Genomic DNA, 14,734 nt, shown 5'->3' with positions numbered 1-14,734 from the left:
CCCGTCCTCGGCAATTCATAAGGAGATACAAAATCCCTTCGTTGAGAGGGATTTTTTTATTTGTAGTTTTCAGGGCATAAAACGAAGCATCGAAACATTCTACTTCCTACCGAACCGATTGTCATGTTGGCATAGAAAAGATAGTTTTCATTTTCAGAAGTGAAAGCCAGGCAAAAAGTCGACGCCGCTGCAGCTTCTTAGAGTAGTCTAATAGGCGGCTATTTAAAGAAAGCAAAAAATAAGACCGTAGGTAGAAAGCCTACGGTCTTGGAAGATCACGGAATAATACTAAAGAATGCTTGATCGGAGCTAAATCCGGTATATGTATCGCCAGAGTAGTGGTAATCTTCAACATATACTGAATATGCTTTTCCAGTGGGCATTGTTGAATACACAGAGTAAGGAAGGTTATGGACGTAATAACCAGATGATCCCGGTGTCATATAGATTGGCCCCGAATTATAGACAAAGCTGCCATCAAGCGCAGTAATATTAATTTGTGAAGCCTTAACGTCAGATGTTTTACTCCAAACGATTGCCGTTAAAGGACCGCTATACACGCCCCCATTAACAGGAGTAAGAAGTTGAGTTCGAGAATCAGCAAATGCTGTAACAGCCATAACTGTCATCAAACAAAGTGCCACGATAAAAGCGGTAAGAATACGGCCTTGTTTAAATACTTTGGTCATTTTACCCTCTCCTCAATATTAATTTATTTCGTACGGAGTAGATGTTGGCCAACGACTCTACAAGAATAATCGTACCATAATTACCACATATTTACATGGTATTTTAGGACCAAACAGAGTCTCGCCTTTTATTAACGATTTAGCGTTTGTTGTAGAAAATGGTGCTAATGTAAGAATTCCCAGATTGAATATGGCTTTCTCGTCACTAAGCTTGCTTATACTTGTGGCAGTTATACAAAAAATGATGTCATTCGTCCGTCTGAATTTGCTGCTAACTTTCGAATAGTATAGAAGGCACATAATCGAAACCAACTGGAAGGGATTGAGCGGGAATGGAACGCCTTATCATTTCGGAAGATGATATGGTGCAGGAATCGATAGAATTCGCTAATGTATATCCGATTTTGATGAGTGAAATTGATCATATCGAAGCTGTACGGGGCAAGCTGAACGACTTTCAGCTGATGCTGGCTGTCTCTCGGGCCAAGGATGCGGTGGGGATTCTGGGCTGGGAGCGTCGGCTGACCGTCAACGCGGCATTGGAAAAATACGCAAGTATCTATCGGGATTTCGGCAGGGAAGAAGCGGATGATTGGGTTGCTGGAACGTTTGGATTTATGCTCAATTGGAGTCAGATGACCGAACAGGGGATGCCCGAGGAGCAGCCGCCATCCCAGAATGCGGATGGCGATGAGCCGTCGATTGACGAAAACGACGAGCCTGCTGGACCTAGCTTGGAAGAAATCTCCGAGCTGATCGCACAGAAAGAATCGGAGCTGCTGCAGCTTTACCGGGAGTATTATCGGCTTGCTAATCAAGAGTCATAAGAGGCGATAGGTGAGCGTAGGCAACGTTTATGACGCTTCTCTTTTAAATGTGGTGATGATGATTGCCATAGATAATGAAACAGCGACAGTTCTGGACTTTATTTTCCCGTCCTCTGCTGTCGCTGTTTTAATTCTATGGTGCGTCTATACTTTTTTTCGCAATACGTGCATGGAGCCAAGCACCGCCTACAGGCGGTAAAACTGGTGATTCGACTTGATATAAGTTTCATCGTTGTCGCAGGTTACGGAGTGCTCGCCATGGGTGACGATCCGAATATTGGCGTCTAGCAGCTCGTTGTCACGGTACACGGCGATAAGCTGTGAGAAGACGCGCATTCTCTCAAAATCCTGATCTGATACGAGTTGGCGATTAACTTGCTTCATGACACGGCTCCTTTTTTTAGTAGGAATAGGTTGGAAGAGATAAAAGTCATATTTATTGTAACAGCTCATTCGTCAATTGAAAATGCAATATCGCTTCATAGTTGCTGCTGTGTGGAGGGGGGAGAAATACGGCATAGGCGGCCCACGCCGTGCGGTGGGACTTGCAAGCGGATGGGTCTCGTACCTCCTTGAGCTATTTTATTGCCGCTTAGCCCCATTTCCGTAATATCGCACATATTTCCGATGGACGAATAGACGCTTCCAGCCAATCAAAGCCGGAATGAAGCGGCAAAAATGAAACGGCGCCCGAACCATAGACGGTTCGCGCGCCGTTTTGCTGTGTTCATCGAGATAGCTAGCCTTACCTGCTGCAGACTAATTTGCAACATTCAAGCGGGTCTTCACGTCTAAATTTGAAATGTAAAATTTGTAAAATGGAGGTGCGTTAAGATAAAAAAGATTATTCTTTATTTATGTTGCTTTGTTTTCCTGATGGGTTGCAGTAAAGGGCCAAGCGATCAGAACAATGTAAATCATGCAGACTATCTTAAATCGTTTGGCTGGCATTTGGATGGAAAAATAAGCGAAAGAACTCAAGGAACACAAAACTTTTTAGATGCGCAAATGGCTGGTATTGATTTGGAGCCTTATAAAGAAATTGAAATTACAACCTACATGCTAAAAGAAAAACAAAAAACAGGAAAGAAAATCTATGCCTCTGTTTATGAATATAATGGAAAAATAATAGGAGGAAACGGAAAATTGGAGGAATGGGAGCCTGGAGTTTTTTCTTTGAAGGATAAAGAAAGGCTAGTCAGCGAAGGAACAATTACTAAATAGCGCGTTCTCTTTCATACTCGATGGAAACACGATAGAATGAACCGCCTTTTCAACAAGGGCGGTTTTCTTAAATATCAACCTTAGCGTTTAACATAGCCTTTGAATATGGATCATTATTAGTTCACATAGACTATTTACCATATATGTATAAAATAGTATATTTGATGTATAAAACCGTTATTAAAAAACTGCGAAGGGCGGTAAATTAATGAAGAGAATCGGTAAGAAATTGATTATCGGAGTCATGGCTCTAGTCATGTCATTGGCAGGCGCAACATCAGCATTTGCTTATGATGGATGGGCAGACAGCTTACCAACTGCATATCAGCTACAAGCTCCTATATTTGGTGTATCGACTTTTATTGATTCTCCAGCAGATGTAGATTGGTTTTCATGGACAAACGATTCGGGAACCGCCAAAGCTGTTACGGGTACGCTAACTTCGCCAAGCGGAAAAAATTATGATCTTATTATGGTCGCTTTCAATAACGGGACACCGATTACGGTTCCAGCAATTGATAACGGTGTGGGGAATAACGATGAAGGTACAGCTAGTCTCGAACCCGGAGAAACCATATATTTTCAAGTAAGAGGCCATGATATCACTCAATTTTCTAGCACTGAGACTTATATTTTTTCGATTAGTTTTAAATAGTAACGCTGAAACAACACCTTAGGTAGCAGCCTAGGGTGCTTTTTTGATAGAGCTCTTTTCTGATCAGACTAATTATTGGGAAACTAATTATGTCATGAGGTGGGTCTAATTTGTAATGACGAAAAATTTATTTGGGCCATATTTATTGCAGATTCTACTAGAAGCTTTCCTAATTTCTATCCGATTGGAACTTTTTTATTGCGTGAAGGGGCAATATCTGAATTGGAGAACCTGCCGAAGGAGCATCATTACCAGTTGCTTAAGCTGCCAGTGAATCAGATGTTTCCTTACTATCATAAAGAGACCGGAAAGATTGTGGGGATGGAAGGCATTCATCATGAGCATTTTGAGGCTGATATTAATAATGAATGTTAAATCAGTAGACATTAAGTTGATAATATTTATACAAAAAGAGTGCTGCGAATCCCCTTCGCAGCACTCTTCCTATTCACAAGCAACCCCATCGCCATCCCGATCCAGCTTCCTGCTGTAGCCGGGTTCGCCTTTATGCAGAGGCGCTTTGCCGGCTGCTCTGACAGCGGCACAGTTAGCATATACAACAGCGTCATTTTCTGCTGATTGTTCCTCTGTTGTCTCAGGCACAGGAGTCGCCTTAGGAGCATCTGACGGCTTAGCCGTCACCGGATGATTCGGGAACAGCACCTTTGGCTTATCCACGATAAACAGTATCTTCGCTCCGTTCGGATAGCTTGACAGCTGATGTCCAACCCAGCTGCCCGCTCCGCGGTTGTCGCTTGAATCTATGTATGCGACGCTTGCTCCTTTTCCGCCTTCCTCGCACATGGCCATCGGCCATTCATCCCGATCGTAGCCATTCCTTGTATCAATGCCGGCAAGCGATTGCTTGCGATTGGCCTCAGCACCGTCGCGATTAATCGTACAAATGCTGGCGTAGCCTTGAGCGATCGCTCCATGAATATGGAGAGCTGTCTCCGGGTACTGATCGCTTGGGAATACGAGCTCGTAATCATACTCTGTTGACGGGAGCGTGGTAGTTTCATACCCTCCGCAAGCAGTTAGCAGCAGGACCATGATGAATGAGAATATGATTATTTTTTTCAAGCCTTCGAAAAGCCCCCTTCAATTTTATCAAATTCAAGCTTACAACATTCATAGATATTTGGCGATATTTGAAAGAATAGAATTACGTTAACGATACTTTTATCCTATAAAAATACGTACTGCAGCTCCTTTTCAGACAAAAAGAGACAAATATACCTATTTGACATATAATAATAGAATATTCAGAGTTCCAATTGTTGGGTGGAGGAGAGAGTGCATGAGACGCAGTAAGTGGATGAAGAGCCTGTTGGTTATAGTCGCATTCCTGGTATTGTTGCCGGCTTTGCCGCAAGCGGAGGCAGCTGTACAATCGGGTCCTGCCAATCAGGTCAAGAAATTGACGGCAATGGAGGTTCTTGCGAATCAAAAAAAGCTGTCTTCAAATCAATATCACTATATGACCATAAAAAAGAACGGTTCTGTTGCTGTATGGGGTGACCTATTTGTTGGCGAGCCTAAGACGCCTGTTAATGTACGAGACGTTGTGGCGGTCACCTCTTCCGGCAAGATGGCCTTTGCCCTGAAGAAGGACGGCACGATTGTCAAATGGGGCAGCGGCGATAACCTGCCGAGCAGTTACGCAGGGGCTGACCCTGCTAAAGTGAAGGATGCCATGGCCATATCTGCGAGTGCCGGCACGCTGCTCATCGTACATAAAAACGGTAAAGTATCTTCCCATCGCTATCGCAATGATGGAGGCAGCCCGCTGACGGCGATCCCGAAGGATTTGGCAGGCGTAACGGATATCTCTAGCGGAGCTTACCACGCTCTGGCACTGAAGAAGAACGGAACCGTAACTGCATGGGGCAAAGATTACAGAGGAAATACGAAGGTTCCCAAGGGAGTTTCGAATGTCATCGCAGTTGCAGCGGGTTCTCAGGTGTCTGCTGCGTTAATGAAAGACGGCAGGGCCATGGCTTGGGGCAGCGGCTTCGAGAAGGCAGAGCTTCAAACGGCGCCTTATCGGGATGTTGTAGGCATTGAAGCGGGATTTGATGAGGTGTATCTGTTAAGGGCAGACGGTTCTATTGCTGTATGGAAGGAAGGCCAAGTCTCACTGCTTCAGGATATGCCGGAGCTCGCTGCTATGGTAGTTGACGGGGAAGCGGACGTCCTTGGAATGACGCAAGACGGTCAATTTATTCAATGGCCGGCTGGATATTACGGTGGCTTCGTTCCGGCACAGACAGCTTCGTCGATCACATCCGTTGCGGTGAATCATACGGAATATTTGGCCATTCGTGCAGATGGATCGCTAGCCCAATGGTCAAAACTCACAACGCCTCAATTGAAGAAGATCCCTGCAGCGGCAAAGGATATTGTGGCGGTCTCTGTGTCTACTAACCATCATGCACTAGCCTTGAAAAAGGATGGAACGGTAATCGCTTGGGGCAACAACAATTATGGTGAGGCTTCCGTTCCGTCCGGACTGCGGAATGTAACGGCAGTAGCTGCAGGCTTTGAGTATTCATTGGCCTTAAGTAAGGATGGAGAGGTTACAGCGTGGGGAACCACTCGACTAGGCTCCACCAAATTGCCGGATGGCCTTGAGGAGGTTGTGGCAATAGCTGCAGGTGTTCCTAATTTAGCTTTGAAACGGGACGGCACAGTCGTAGCTTGGGGATATAAAGCCGGCATGATGCCAGCCCAGACGGCAAAAGCAACTGCCATTGCGAGCAGTACTTCGTATGGGGCCATTATTGATGAGAATGCCGGCATTACGTTATGGGATGGATTCGGTAAAGTGACGCGTATCGATTCATTGAAAAATGAAAAGGCAAAGCCAGCCGCCATTAGCTTTGGCACTTATTCTGAAGCACTATGGGTGCTGATGGACGATGGAATGGCAATAGCTATGGACTCGTATACAGGCAAAGAGCTAAAGAGATATGACCAGATGGCATTCCGTGAGATACAAGGAAATATCGGAGTTATGACGAACGGGGATGTCATCGTGCTTGATCCGCATGAATATAGGGATAACAGCCAATTGAAAAATGTGAAGAACGCGGAGTTTCTGTATAAAATTAATGAGCTGAGCTTTGTAGTCGGTAAAGATAAGCGAATCTCCATGCAAGGCAACAGCTATATCATGGCCGATGCTCCTGATCGGGCAGACGGATTGAAGAAATATGCTTTTTCAAGTATCCATGCATTGGTCTTAAAAGAAAACGGAATGGTTGAAGCTTGGGGCGGCCATAGCGGGTTTGATATGGCGGGCAACGCCTCTCGTACACCTACAACAAGCGTGCCCAACGGATTAAAGGACATTATCGATATTGCGGCAAGTCAAGATTTCTCGCTTGCCTTGAAGAAGGATGGTACCGTGAAGGCATGGGGATGGAGCGAATCGTCCGTGCTCAAAGTTCCTGCCTCAGTTAAAAATGCTACAGCGATTGCAGCCGGCGAATATTATGCAGCAGCGCTTCGCAAGGACGGCACGGTTGTGGAATGGGGCGATCTTTCCGGACGATCACCTATGCCAAAAGGCCTCAACAATGTAAAAGCAATTGCCATTGCCGGACAAAATACGATGGCTCTGAAAAAAGACGGGACAGTAACTTGCTGGGGCGATGACTGCAAGACGCCTGCAAGCATCAAAAACGCTGTATCGATTACAGGCTCCGATGGACATTTTGTTATCTATTGCTCGGATGGAACAATAATTGACTATGACACAAGAAGGGGACTGGATCCCTTCTACCATCCGGCCAAAATCCAAAATGTTGATCGCATCTTTGCGCTGAACGGAGCAACCTATGTGCTCAAGAAGGATGGTACATCTGTTGTGTGGGGCCATAGGCTTCCATTCGGAATCCAGTTATAATAGAAGAGAGATTAAGAGGATAGGGAGGCTGGAAGACGTTGATTAGATTACCGGACAACGATTGGCGCGGACATTTAAGCGACGAGCTGTCCAAGCCATATATGCAGAAGCTGCTGGAAACTATTGAAGCTCAGTACCAAGCAGAAGCGATTTATCCGCCAAGGGAGCATTTGTTTGCTGCTCTCGAGTTTACGCCATTGGCGAATACGAAGGTTGTTATTCTGGGGCAAGATCCCTATCATGGCCCTGGACAAGCCCATGGCTTGAGCTTCTCCGTCCAGAAGGGAGTGAAGCTGCCTCCTTCGCTGCGCAATATTTATAAGGAGCTGGCAGAGGATGTGGGCTGCGAGATCCCTGCTCACGGCAATCTGGAGTCTTGGGCGCGCCAGGGCGTGCTGCTGCTGAACACCGTATTGACCGTACAGGACGGGAAGCCGGCATCTCATCAGAAGCTGGGCTGGGAGACATTCACAGACAAGATCATCGAGCTGTTGAACCAGCGGGAACAGCCGACCGTGTTCGTTCTTTGGGGAAAACATGCGCAGGATAAAGCCAAATCCATTGATAAAGATAAGCATGGCATTATCGCTTCTGTGCATCCAAGTCCGCTGGCTGCGAGGAATGGCTTCTTTGGAAGCAAGCCTTTCTCCAGAGCCAATGAGCTGCTTGCAGGCTGGGGCGCTCAGCAGATAGATTGGCAAATACCGAATGAATGACAATGAAAGGGCCGCTCTCTAAACAAGGTTTAGGGAGCGGCCCTTTGGCCGATCAAACTATTCGTTTACAACAGCTTCACTGCTGGAGGAAGAGCTGCCGTCCGCTTTAGGAGGAAGAACAGGCTTGAATGCAGCATCTACATAAGTCGTTACTTTGACTTCCGTAATGACTTGCGGATACATTTTGTCCGGATCCGGCAGAAGCGCTTCTGTATAAATGATCGCTTGATCGCCCTCGAATTGGATCGAGGCGATACGCAGGCCGTATCCTGGATGAGGCATTTGTGCGGAAAGGGTTACTTTATTCACATGCTCATTTACAGCTTCAACAGTCAGCTTTTGCTCGAATTCAGGAAACTCCGGCTTTGGATTGATTGGCGTAGTTTCAGCTACGAATTTCAGGCCGTCATGCAGCCATGCAGCAGCTTCGCCGCGAGTAATTGGCTGAGTCGGGTAGAAGTTGTTGTCTTTGTCGACAGTTGCGATGTTGCTGATCAGCAGCTTTTGGATGCTGTTCATGTATGCGCTGTTCACATCGGCTTCGTCTTTAATGATTTTGTAGATTTCGATGAACGCGTAGTCGCCTTTCGTCATCATCGCTTGGAACAGGTGATGAGCGAATTGTTCTTTGGTGATCGGATCGTTGGCCTTCACATCCTTCGGAATTTCAAGGCCATGGAGCTGTGCAATAATGAATGCTTGGGAGTACCAAGCGTCGTCGCTCAAATTCGTGAAAAAGTCGCTTGCTTTTGGTTCCTTAATAAAATCAAAAAGGTTGAGATTGAGATCCAAGCCTTTCACCAGCATGGAGATGCCGGATGCGTAAGTAAGCTTATCCTCGGGCTTGAACTGATCGTTCGCAACCCCGCTCAAGATTCCTTTCTCCTTCAGCGCCTTGATTTTGTCTCCGTACGGGCTCTTCGCTACATCGGAGAATGCCATCACGGTTTGTCCTAGCGTAAAGATCAGGATGACTGTAAGGGCCATGATCAACAACGGTTTCTTCTTCATGTGCTCACCTCGTTTTGAATTTGCAGCTGCAACATTATTGACGGAAGCTTTACCCAATAGGTTGCAACGTATTCCTATATAGGAAAATTTTTTTGAAATGTCGGGATCCAAAGTGTTGACCTGCGCCCGTTTATTTGATATATTATATCTTGTCGCTAACGTGATCTGTTAGCTCAGCTGGGAGAGCACTATCTTGACAGGGTAGGGGTCAGTGGTTCGAGCCCACTACAGATCATAGCCGAGAAGCCTTGTGTATCAAGGCTTCTTTTGTTTTTGAAAAGTACTGTAGGATATACCCGTAATACAATGAAGCCCGCTAGCCAACACGGTCAGCGGGCTTTTTTTGTTTAGAAAACCATCTTCCAACAACATCAATTATTGAAGGTGGAGAGGAATACGACTACAAGAAGAGTTCCAAAAATAACGATGCCGCCAAAGCAAATAGCGGCGATCCCAATAATTTTTGCTGCAGATGATTTCTTTTTTACAACGATTGGCGGATAGGTTGTGCTTTGCATCGAATGATCGCATCTCACACAATTATTTGCTGATTGATCGTTATGAGTCCTGCATACAGGACAAATGTATATATAATCGCCCAAAGTGATACCCCTTCCGGAACTAGATAAATCCTTCTATAGTCTACTACATACCTCTGAAGCGTGCCTATTGGTTTCATTATAATAGATAGTCTTATAAATCTTCTTTTCTCTATAGCTTCACACATTTTCACATTCTGTAAATACTTGTTTTTTATAAGGCTCTACCGTATATTGTTTATATCGCCACTTGATGGAGGTGATTCCATGTTATCGCTAGAAAGGCATCGTGTGATTGCCGATAGAGCAGGGGGAGAGGCTGCATCATCTATTCATGAATTAATAGCAGAGATTGAGAGATTGCGAGGGTTAATCGTTCTGCCGGATGTTTCTGCCTTAATCGGGGCTAAGGAAGTCGCAGACATCCTCAACATAAATCCGAAAAACATGCATCATGCCAGGAAAACGCGTTTTTTTCCTGAGCCCTATACCCATATTGGAAAGCGGCCGATGTGGCTTGCGGAAGCGATACAGGAATACATAGAGAAAAAGGAAGCATGGAGAAGCAAACCCGGCAATAACTCATAGGAGATTATCGTGCTCCAAAAGGAATGGTGGATGTGTGGGACACTACGTTGTCTATGCTGTTTGCAGCTCTGGAAGGTTTTGCAGTGTATGCATTAATGCTTTATGTGTTTCGATTTGATCTGAAGAACTACATATGGCATGCCCTTGTCATTGTGACGCTCTCTAATCTTCAGGGGCACTTCATGTCAGGAACAGAATTATCGTACACTTCTCCGTTAATTAATATTGTGTTCTCCGTATTGTTTATGAGGTTTGTTGTACAACTGCCGCTAATAGGAGCGTTGGCATCGGTTATTATCGGCTATTTCGGATATGCGCTGCTGCAGTTTCTTGTTATTATCGTCATGTTCGGATCGCTTGAAGGGTTGAATGACGCTAATCTTACTCGTTGGCAGGTACAATTGATTACTGGCGTCATTGGAATCGTTTTTGCCCGGCTGCTCTATAAATTTGGAATCGGATTCACCAATGATTTTGACAAATTTAAATTTCCGCTCGAGAAACAGATTATAACCGTACTGGCGGTTCTATTCAGCATCGGGCTTTCCGTCGTATTGTATAGTGAAAATCTCATAGCCGCTGGTATTTTCTTTATGGTAGCGATGTTCATTTTTGTCTATTATGCGATGCGAAAAGAAGCCGAGGAGTGAATTCAGAGCATATGCGGATAAGCGTACTGGCAACACGTCTAGCTGAAGGAATTGTGAAAGAGGCGCCCGAATTTTCGACTCGAGTCGGACGGATTAGGCATACTCTCGTATTTTTGCTTAATATTGTTCCTATCCTTTTGCTGACAACGATCATTGGGCTTGTAACAGGCAGACTGGCGGAGATGTGGACCGTGCTGTTTTCATTTGCGATATTGCGGCAGGTGTCGGGCGGGCTGCATATGGGCACGAGCGAAATGTGTATCCTGGTGACAACAATCGGCGCAACCGTACTTTCATTTGCACAATTTCACCTTGCAGCACTACATACTATGACTTTGGCTAGTCTCATACTCGTCGTGATTTTCGCCCCTTCAAGAATAGAAGGAAGAACGTTGTTTCCCAAAAAATACTTTAAATATTTGAAGGTTGCTGCTGCGATTCTGGTTCTGTCTAACTTCTTTATTCAATCCCCTGCGGTCGCGGCCGCCTTTTTGGCTCAATCGCTCATGCTCATTCGTTGGAAGGGGGGTGAAACGCGATGAAGCATACCTTTTTTGCAGCGCTGGCCACCGTGCTTTCTGTAGCGGCAGTAGCTATTATCAAAGGCCCAAGTTGGGTATTCGTACATCAAGAAGACTTGCCAGAGGAGTTTCTTGCTAAGATTGAATAACTGGAGTTGGTAACATGGTCATATCCGTGAATGGAGAAAAAGGTCTTGTTCTCGTTAATATTCGGGATATTCATTTCATGCAATGTGATAAGCGCCAAAAAAATGTGCTTTTTCATACAGCGGATGAGATCTTTAATTTTAATGGAACACTAAGCTATTGGATAGAAGTGCTGAATCAGCAAGGGTATAGGTTTAAATTATGCGACCGGACCGCTGCGGTAAATATGGACAATATTACACATCTGGATCCCGTTTTTTCACGGGCGTGCTTCGAGCAAGAAGTGGGGCCGCATACCAAATGGTGTACGATGTCGCGGGCGAAGTACAAGGCGATTATGGACGAGCTTATCATCAAAAATCCGCAAATTCAACTAGAGCTCAATTAATGGAATGAGGCAGGGCCTGAATAAGGTCAAGCCTCATTATTTTTTTGTGAAATTCAATAGTATAACACTGCTGGATTGCAATATGTGTCGCTTCATGTCGACCAAATAAAAAGATTGGGGACACGAACGATTCTTGCCTAACTGGAACTGTTGGGTTTAAATGGCAGTAGTGGAGATCACAATAGTCAGGAAAGGGTCGATGAGATCATGGAGAAAAGCAGCGGCATTGATGTCTCGACTTTTCTATATAAGCTTGCAAGTTCATCGGAATCGAAAAAGGTGATGATTGAGTCATTCCTCAGTCATCTTGATCAAGAAGGATCTGGGCCATCACGTACAACTTCTTTTTTGCTTCGCGGTTTAATGGTTTCCCGTTGCGCTCGAATGGCTGCTCAAGAAACGTTGCTAGATCGTTCGAATTAACGGCTTTGGCAGCTTTTATCTCGATCTCGGTCAAGTTGATTTTGGGATTATTCATGCTGCCGCGCAGCCAATCTGCCGATACTTCATAGAGGTCTGCCAGCGCATGGATAATGATCGGATCCGGTACGCATGAGCCAGCCTCTAATCCGTTAATCGTATTCAGTTCTATCCCCGTTGCCTCACTAACCTGAACTGGCGTCAGCCCGCTCCTCATCCGCGCTTCTACTAGCCGGAGCTGTAATCTAGTCATGATACCTCACCTCTTCTCCCTATTTTATCACATAATCCTATTATATAATTATTTTACCATACGAATAGAAATCAATCGCATCATTCGTTTGATACACATTAATTGGAAGATGTGTGCCAGTTTAGTTAATGCTTGACGCCAGAAGAAGGTTTTAGAGTCCGCATGTCGAAGTGTCTCGTATGGAGGTGAGGATAGATGAAGACGCAAATCAAATTGTTCGCAGGAATTATGCATCCAGAGCTTACGGCTAAGGTGAACAGCTTTCTGGCGGAGATTCCTTCCGAGAACATTGTAGATATTAAAGGCTGGAGCACAGGCAATCCGGAGGGCTCCAACAACTCGAACAATTACGATACGATATTGGTTATTTACAAAACCGAATAGCCGAACAAGAGAGCTCCCTACGGGCGCTCCTTTTTTATTATAAGCAAGCCGCCCATGTGAGCGGTTTTTTTTGATGTGCAACCTTCCCTCACCCATCCTCGTCTATCATGGCATCCCAAAAGAAAGGTGTCACACGATCATGAGCTACAAAAAAGTGGTTTTATCCGGAATATTAATTGCAACGGCAGCGACGCTGTATCCAATTCCCCATTCCTCTGCCGCAGCGGCTCCGCAAGCTGTTGAATTCAAGATCAATGAAGCAACTTACGTTAATCATACCGGGAAACATGCTTTGGCAGCAGCGCCCTTTATTCTGAACGGCAATGCTATGGTGCCGGTACGGGCATTGGCGGAGTCGCTGGGAGCGGAAGTGAGCTGGAACGATAAAGAGCATACGGCAACCCTGTCGAGGGGCAAGGTCAATTTGGTTCAAGTGACCGACCGCTCTAGCTTCGCCATTAACGGGAAGGGTGAGCGGATCAAGCTTCCTGAGTCTGTTCAGAGAGTCAAAGGCATGCTGTTTGTGCCGGCACGCAGCCTTGCTTCACTAATGGGAGCAAAGCTGGAGTGGGAGAACTCGGAACGCAAAGTCACGATTTCTGCCGAGGCGGAGAATGCCGTTCAAGTGACTTATAGGTTTGACCAGGACCAAGAGGGATGGAAGGGCGGCTTCGCCGATCTGCCGGTCGATTACGAGAAGGACATCTACGAGCTCCAGTATAGCCGCGAGCTGCTGCCGGATCAGGGAAACTCTTCCAACTATGCTCTAATGCTTCAGGGACACAATCGAAGCGATGATTTGTTCATGTATCTAACGCGCGGCGTAGACGGCTTCGAAGCGAACAAAGTCTATGACGTACAGTTGAAGTTCGCTTTGTACACCTCGGAAACGGGAGGCATGATGGGTGTCGGCGGTGCGCCGGGCGAATCTGTTTATGTCAAAGCCGGAATACTGGGCAAGGAACCGGCAGCTGTGCCAACTCCATATGCGGGCGGCGAGTACTACAGAATGAATGTCGATATCGGCAGCCAATCGCAGGGCGGCAAGGACGCCAAGGTGCTCGGCAACGTCATTAAACCCGACTCGGAAAAAGCCGGCTACCAGCGTGTCGAGTTCGAATACAGCGCACAAGTGAAGGCGGACGAGCATGGCCGAATCTATCTGCTCATCGGCACGGACTCCGGCTTCGAGGGCATGACTACCCTGTATTATGACGATATTCAAGTCACAGCATCGAAGATTCAATCCTAATCCGACACAACGGATTTCTTATTCGCGAGGACTCCTGCCTCCGGATCGGAGTCTTACAATAAGCAAGAGCACTATGCCGGTATTCGGCAGAGTGCTCTTTTTGTTAAGAAGTCATTGCTTGGCTACTTCTTCACACGTTGTTTTACAATACTCTCAATAATCAGTCTGTGTCCAACCCTGGACCCGAGCCGTATCAATCCTGTCGTTCTGCCAGAAATGACATGCCGGTGTCCGTCAGCAACCTGTGTCAGAATCCGAAAACGGTGAAAGTGATTTCTTCCGGTACCAATGTTCAGTCCCGTTTGGCCGGAATAGGAATGCCGATGATTGTCCGCCGTAGTGGTAATGCCCCGGAAATTATGACGGTGTCTGCCATCCTCGGGTATAAACAAATCAGTCAGATTTCCAAAAGAATGTCTGTGACCTTCCACTAAAGAGGTCAAGCCTTCCATGCGATGTCTAAACTGCACAGGTCCTCCATTTCCTGAATTTTGCTTGATTCTCACCATAGTCATCATCCTTTCATTAAGGGATGATGGCAGCATATGCGTTTTGCTTAT

General features: G+C 45.9%; 19 protein-coding genes and 1 tRNA gene. 14 read left to right on the top strand and 6 right to left on the bottom strand.

Annotated elements, in window-relative coordinates:
- Positions 1 to 275: 275 nt before the first annotated feature.
- The gene (locus tag D3P09_RS03595; RefSeq protein WP_120107271.1) at positions 276 to 689 is read right to left on the bottom strand and encodes a hypothetical protein; all 414 of its coding nucleotides are present in this window, start codon (positions 687 to 689) and stop codon (positions 276 to 278) included.
- 332 nt (positions 690 to 1,021) lie between these two features.
- On the opposite strand from D3P09_RS03595, the gene D3P09_RS03590 reads away from it, so the two are divergent.
- Positions 1,022 to 1,516 carry a hypothetical protein gene (locus D3P09_RS03590; RefSeq protein ID WP_120107269.1) on the top strand — a complete coding sequence of 165 codons (495 nt, stop codon included), beginning with the start codon at positions 1,022 to 1,024 and terminating at the stop codon, positions 1,514 to 1,516.
- 186 nt (positions 1,517 to 1,702) lie between these two features.
- On the opposite strand, the gene D3P09_RS03585 is transcribed toward D3P09_RS03590, so the two are convergent.
- Positions 1,703 to 1,900: a hypothetical protein gene (locus D3P09_RS03585; protein ID WP_120107267.1), complete on the bottom strand. Its 198-nt coding sequence runs from the start codon at positions 1,898 to 1,900 to the stop codon at positions 1,703 to 1,705.
- Between the two features lie 492 nt (positions 1,901 to 2,392).
- Between D3P09_RS03585 and D3P09_RS03580 the strand changes: the two genes are divergently transcribed.
- The 3 genes from D3P09_RS03580 to D3P09_RS27540 all read left to right on the top strand — a co-directional run bounded on the left by D3P09_RS03580 (position 2,393) and on the right by D3P09_RS27540 (position 3,770).
- Positions 2,393 to 2,740 carry a DUF4830 domain-containing protein gene (locus tag D3P09_RS03580; protein ID WP_120107265.1) on the top strand — a complete coding sequence of 116 codons (348 nt, stop codon included), beginning with the start codon at positions 2,393 to 2,395 and terminating at the stop codon, positions 2,738 to 2,740.
- Positions 2,741 to 2,948: 208 nt separating this feature from the next.
- On the top strand, positions 2,949 to 3,395 hold the full coding sequence (locus D3P09_RS03575) for a hypothetical protein (protein ID WP_120107263.1): 447 nt from the start codon (positions 2,949 to 2,951) through the stop codon (positions 3,393 to 3,395).
- A gap of 222 nt (positions 3,396 to 3,617) precedes the next feature.
- Positions 3,618 to 3,770: a hypothetical protein gene (locus D3P09_RS27540; protein ID WP_165867300.1), complete on the top strand. Its 153-nt coding sequence runs from the start codon at positions 3,618 to 3,620 to the stop codon at positions 3,768 to 3,770.
- 69 nt (positions 3,771 to 3,839) lie between these two features.
- Here the strand turns inward: D3P09_RS27540 and D3P09_RS28455 are convergent, their stop codons facing one another.
- Positions 3,840 to 4,478, bottom strand: coding sequence for an excalibur calcium-binding domain-containing protein (locus D3P09_RS28455; protein WP_424452030.1), 639 nt, complete (start codon positions 4,476 to 4,478; stop codon positions 3,840 to 3,842).
- Between the two features lie 217 nt (positions 4,479 to 4,695).
- Here D3P09_RS28455 and D3P09_RS03565 point away from each other — a divergent pair, with 217 nt between their 5' ends.
- Positions 4,696 to 7,305: an RCC1 domain-containing protein gene (locus D3P09_RS03565; protein ID WP_120107261.1), complete on the top strand. Its 2,610-nt coding sequence runs from the start codon at positions 4,696 to 4,698 to the stop codon at positions 7,303 to 7,305.
- A 38-nt stretch (positions 7,306 to 7,343) separates the two neighbouring features.
- Complete coding sequence (locus D3P09_RS03560; protein ID WP_424452029.1) at positions 7,344 to 8,021, top strand: uracil-DNA glycosylase; 678 nt, start codon at positions 7,344 to 7,346, stop codon at positions 8,019 to 8,021.
- A 57-nt stretch (positions 8,022 to 8,078) separates the two neighbouring features.
- On the opposite strand, the gene D3P09_RS03555 is transcribed toward D3P09_RS03560, so the two are convergent.
- Positions 8,079 to 9,032 (bottom strand): S-layer homology domain-containing protein, encoded by a 954-nt coding sequence (locus D3P09_RS03555; RefSeq protein ID WP_120107259.1) that lies wholly within the window; start codon positions 9,030 to 9,032, stop codon positions 8,079 to 8,081.
- Between the two features lie 162 nt (positions 9,033 to 9,194).
- On the opposite strand from D3P09_RS03555, the gene D3P09_RS03550 reads away from it, so the two are divergent.
- From D3P09_RS03550 to D3P09_RS03525, 6 genes are all read left to right on the top strand, one after another.
- A tRNA-Val gene (locus tag D3P09_RS03550) sits at positions 9,195 to 9,267 on the top strand.
- Between the two features lie 571 nt (positions 9,268 to 9,838).
- Complete coding sequence (locus D3P09_RS03545) at positions 9,839 to 10,159, top strand: helix-turn-helix transcriptional regulator (RefSeq protein ID WP_120107257.1); 321 nt, start codon at positions 9,839 to 9,841, stop codon at positions 10,157 to 10,159.
- Between the two features lie 32 nt (positions 10,160 to 10,191).
- On the top strand, positions 10,192 to 10,809 hold the full coding sequence (locus tag D3P09_RS03540) for a hypothetical protein (protein WP_133304969.1): 618 nt from the start codon (positions 10,192 to 10,194) through the stop codon (positions 10,807 to 10,809).
- Positions 10,810 to 10,820: 11 nt separating this feature from the next.
- On the top strand, positions 10,821 to 11,351 hold the full coding sequence (locus D3P09_RS03535) for an accessory gene regulator B family protein (protein WP_120107253.1): 531 nt from the start codon (positions 10,821 to 10,823) through the stop codon (positions 11,349 to 11,351).
- On the top strand, positions 11,348 to 11,479 hold the full coding sequence (locus D3P09_RS03530) for an AgrD family cyclic lactone autoinducer peptide (RefSeq protein ID WP_120107251.1): 132 nt from the start codon (positions 11,348 to 11,350) through the stop codon (positions 11,477 to 11,479). Before D3P09_RS03535 ends, D3P09_RS03530 begins: the two co-directional genes overlap by 4 nt.
- Before the next feature lie 14 nt (positions 11,480 to 11,493).
- The gene (locus D3P09_RS03525; RefSeq protein ID WP_120107249.1) at positions 11,494 to 11,865 is read left to right on the top strand and encodes a LytTR family transcriptional regulator DNA-binding domain-containing protein; all 372 of its coding nucleotides are present in this window, start codon (positions 11,494 to 11,496) and stop codon (positions 11,863 to 11,865) included.
- A gap of 298 nt (positions 11,866 to 12,163) precedes the next feature.
- On the opposite strand, the gene D3P09_RS03520 is transcribed toward D3P09_RS03525, so the two are convergent.
- Positions 12,164 to 12,538, bottom strand: coding sequence for a helix-turn-helix domain-containing protein (locus D3P09_RS03520; RefSeq protein WP_120107247.1), 375 nt, complete (start codon positions 12,536 to 12,538; stop codon positions 12,164 to 12,166).
- A gap of 195 nt (positions 12,539 to 12,733) precedes the next feature.
- Between D3P09_RS03520 and D3P09_RS03515 the strand changes: the two genes are divergently transcribed.
- Positions 12,734 to 12,922 carry a hypothetical protein gene (locus D3P09_RS03515; RefSeq protein WP_120107245.1) on the top strand — a complete coding sequence of 63 codons (189 nt, stop codon included), beginning with the start codon at positions 12,734 to 12,736 and terminating at the stop codon, positions 12,920 to 12,922.
- Positions 12,923 to 13,061: 139 nt separating this feature from the next.
- Positions 13,062 to 14,174: a copper amine oxidase N-terminal domain-containing protein gene (locus D3P09_RS03510; protein WP_165867299.1), complete on the top strand. Its 1,113-nt coding sequence runs from the start codon at positions 13,062 to 13,064 to the stop codon at positions 14,172 to 14,174.
- A 122-nt stretch (positions 14,175 to 14,296) separates the two neighbouring features.
- On the opposite strand, the gene D3P09_RS28450 is transcribed toward D3P09_RS03510, so the two are convergent.
- Positions 14,297 to 14,626, bottom strand: coding sequence for a YmaF family protein (locus D3P09_RS28450; RefSeq protein WP_424452113.1), 330 nt, complete (start codon positions 14,624 to 14,626; stop codon positions 14,297 to 14,299).
- Positions 14,627 to 14,734 lie beyond the last annotated feature (108 nt).

The sequence above is a fragment of the Paenibacillus pinisoli genome (assembly GCF_003605435.1).
Classification (GTDB): domain Bacteria; phylum Bacillota; class Bacilli; order Paenibacillales; family Paenibacillaceae; genus Pristimantibacillus; species Pristimantibacillus pinisoli.
This window is presented reverse-complemented; position numbering and strand designations above follow the sequence as displayed.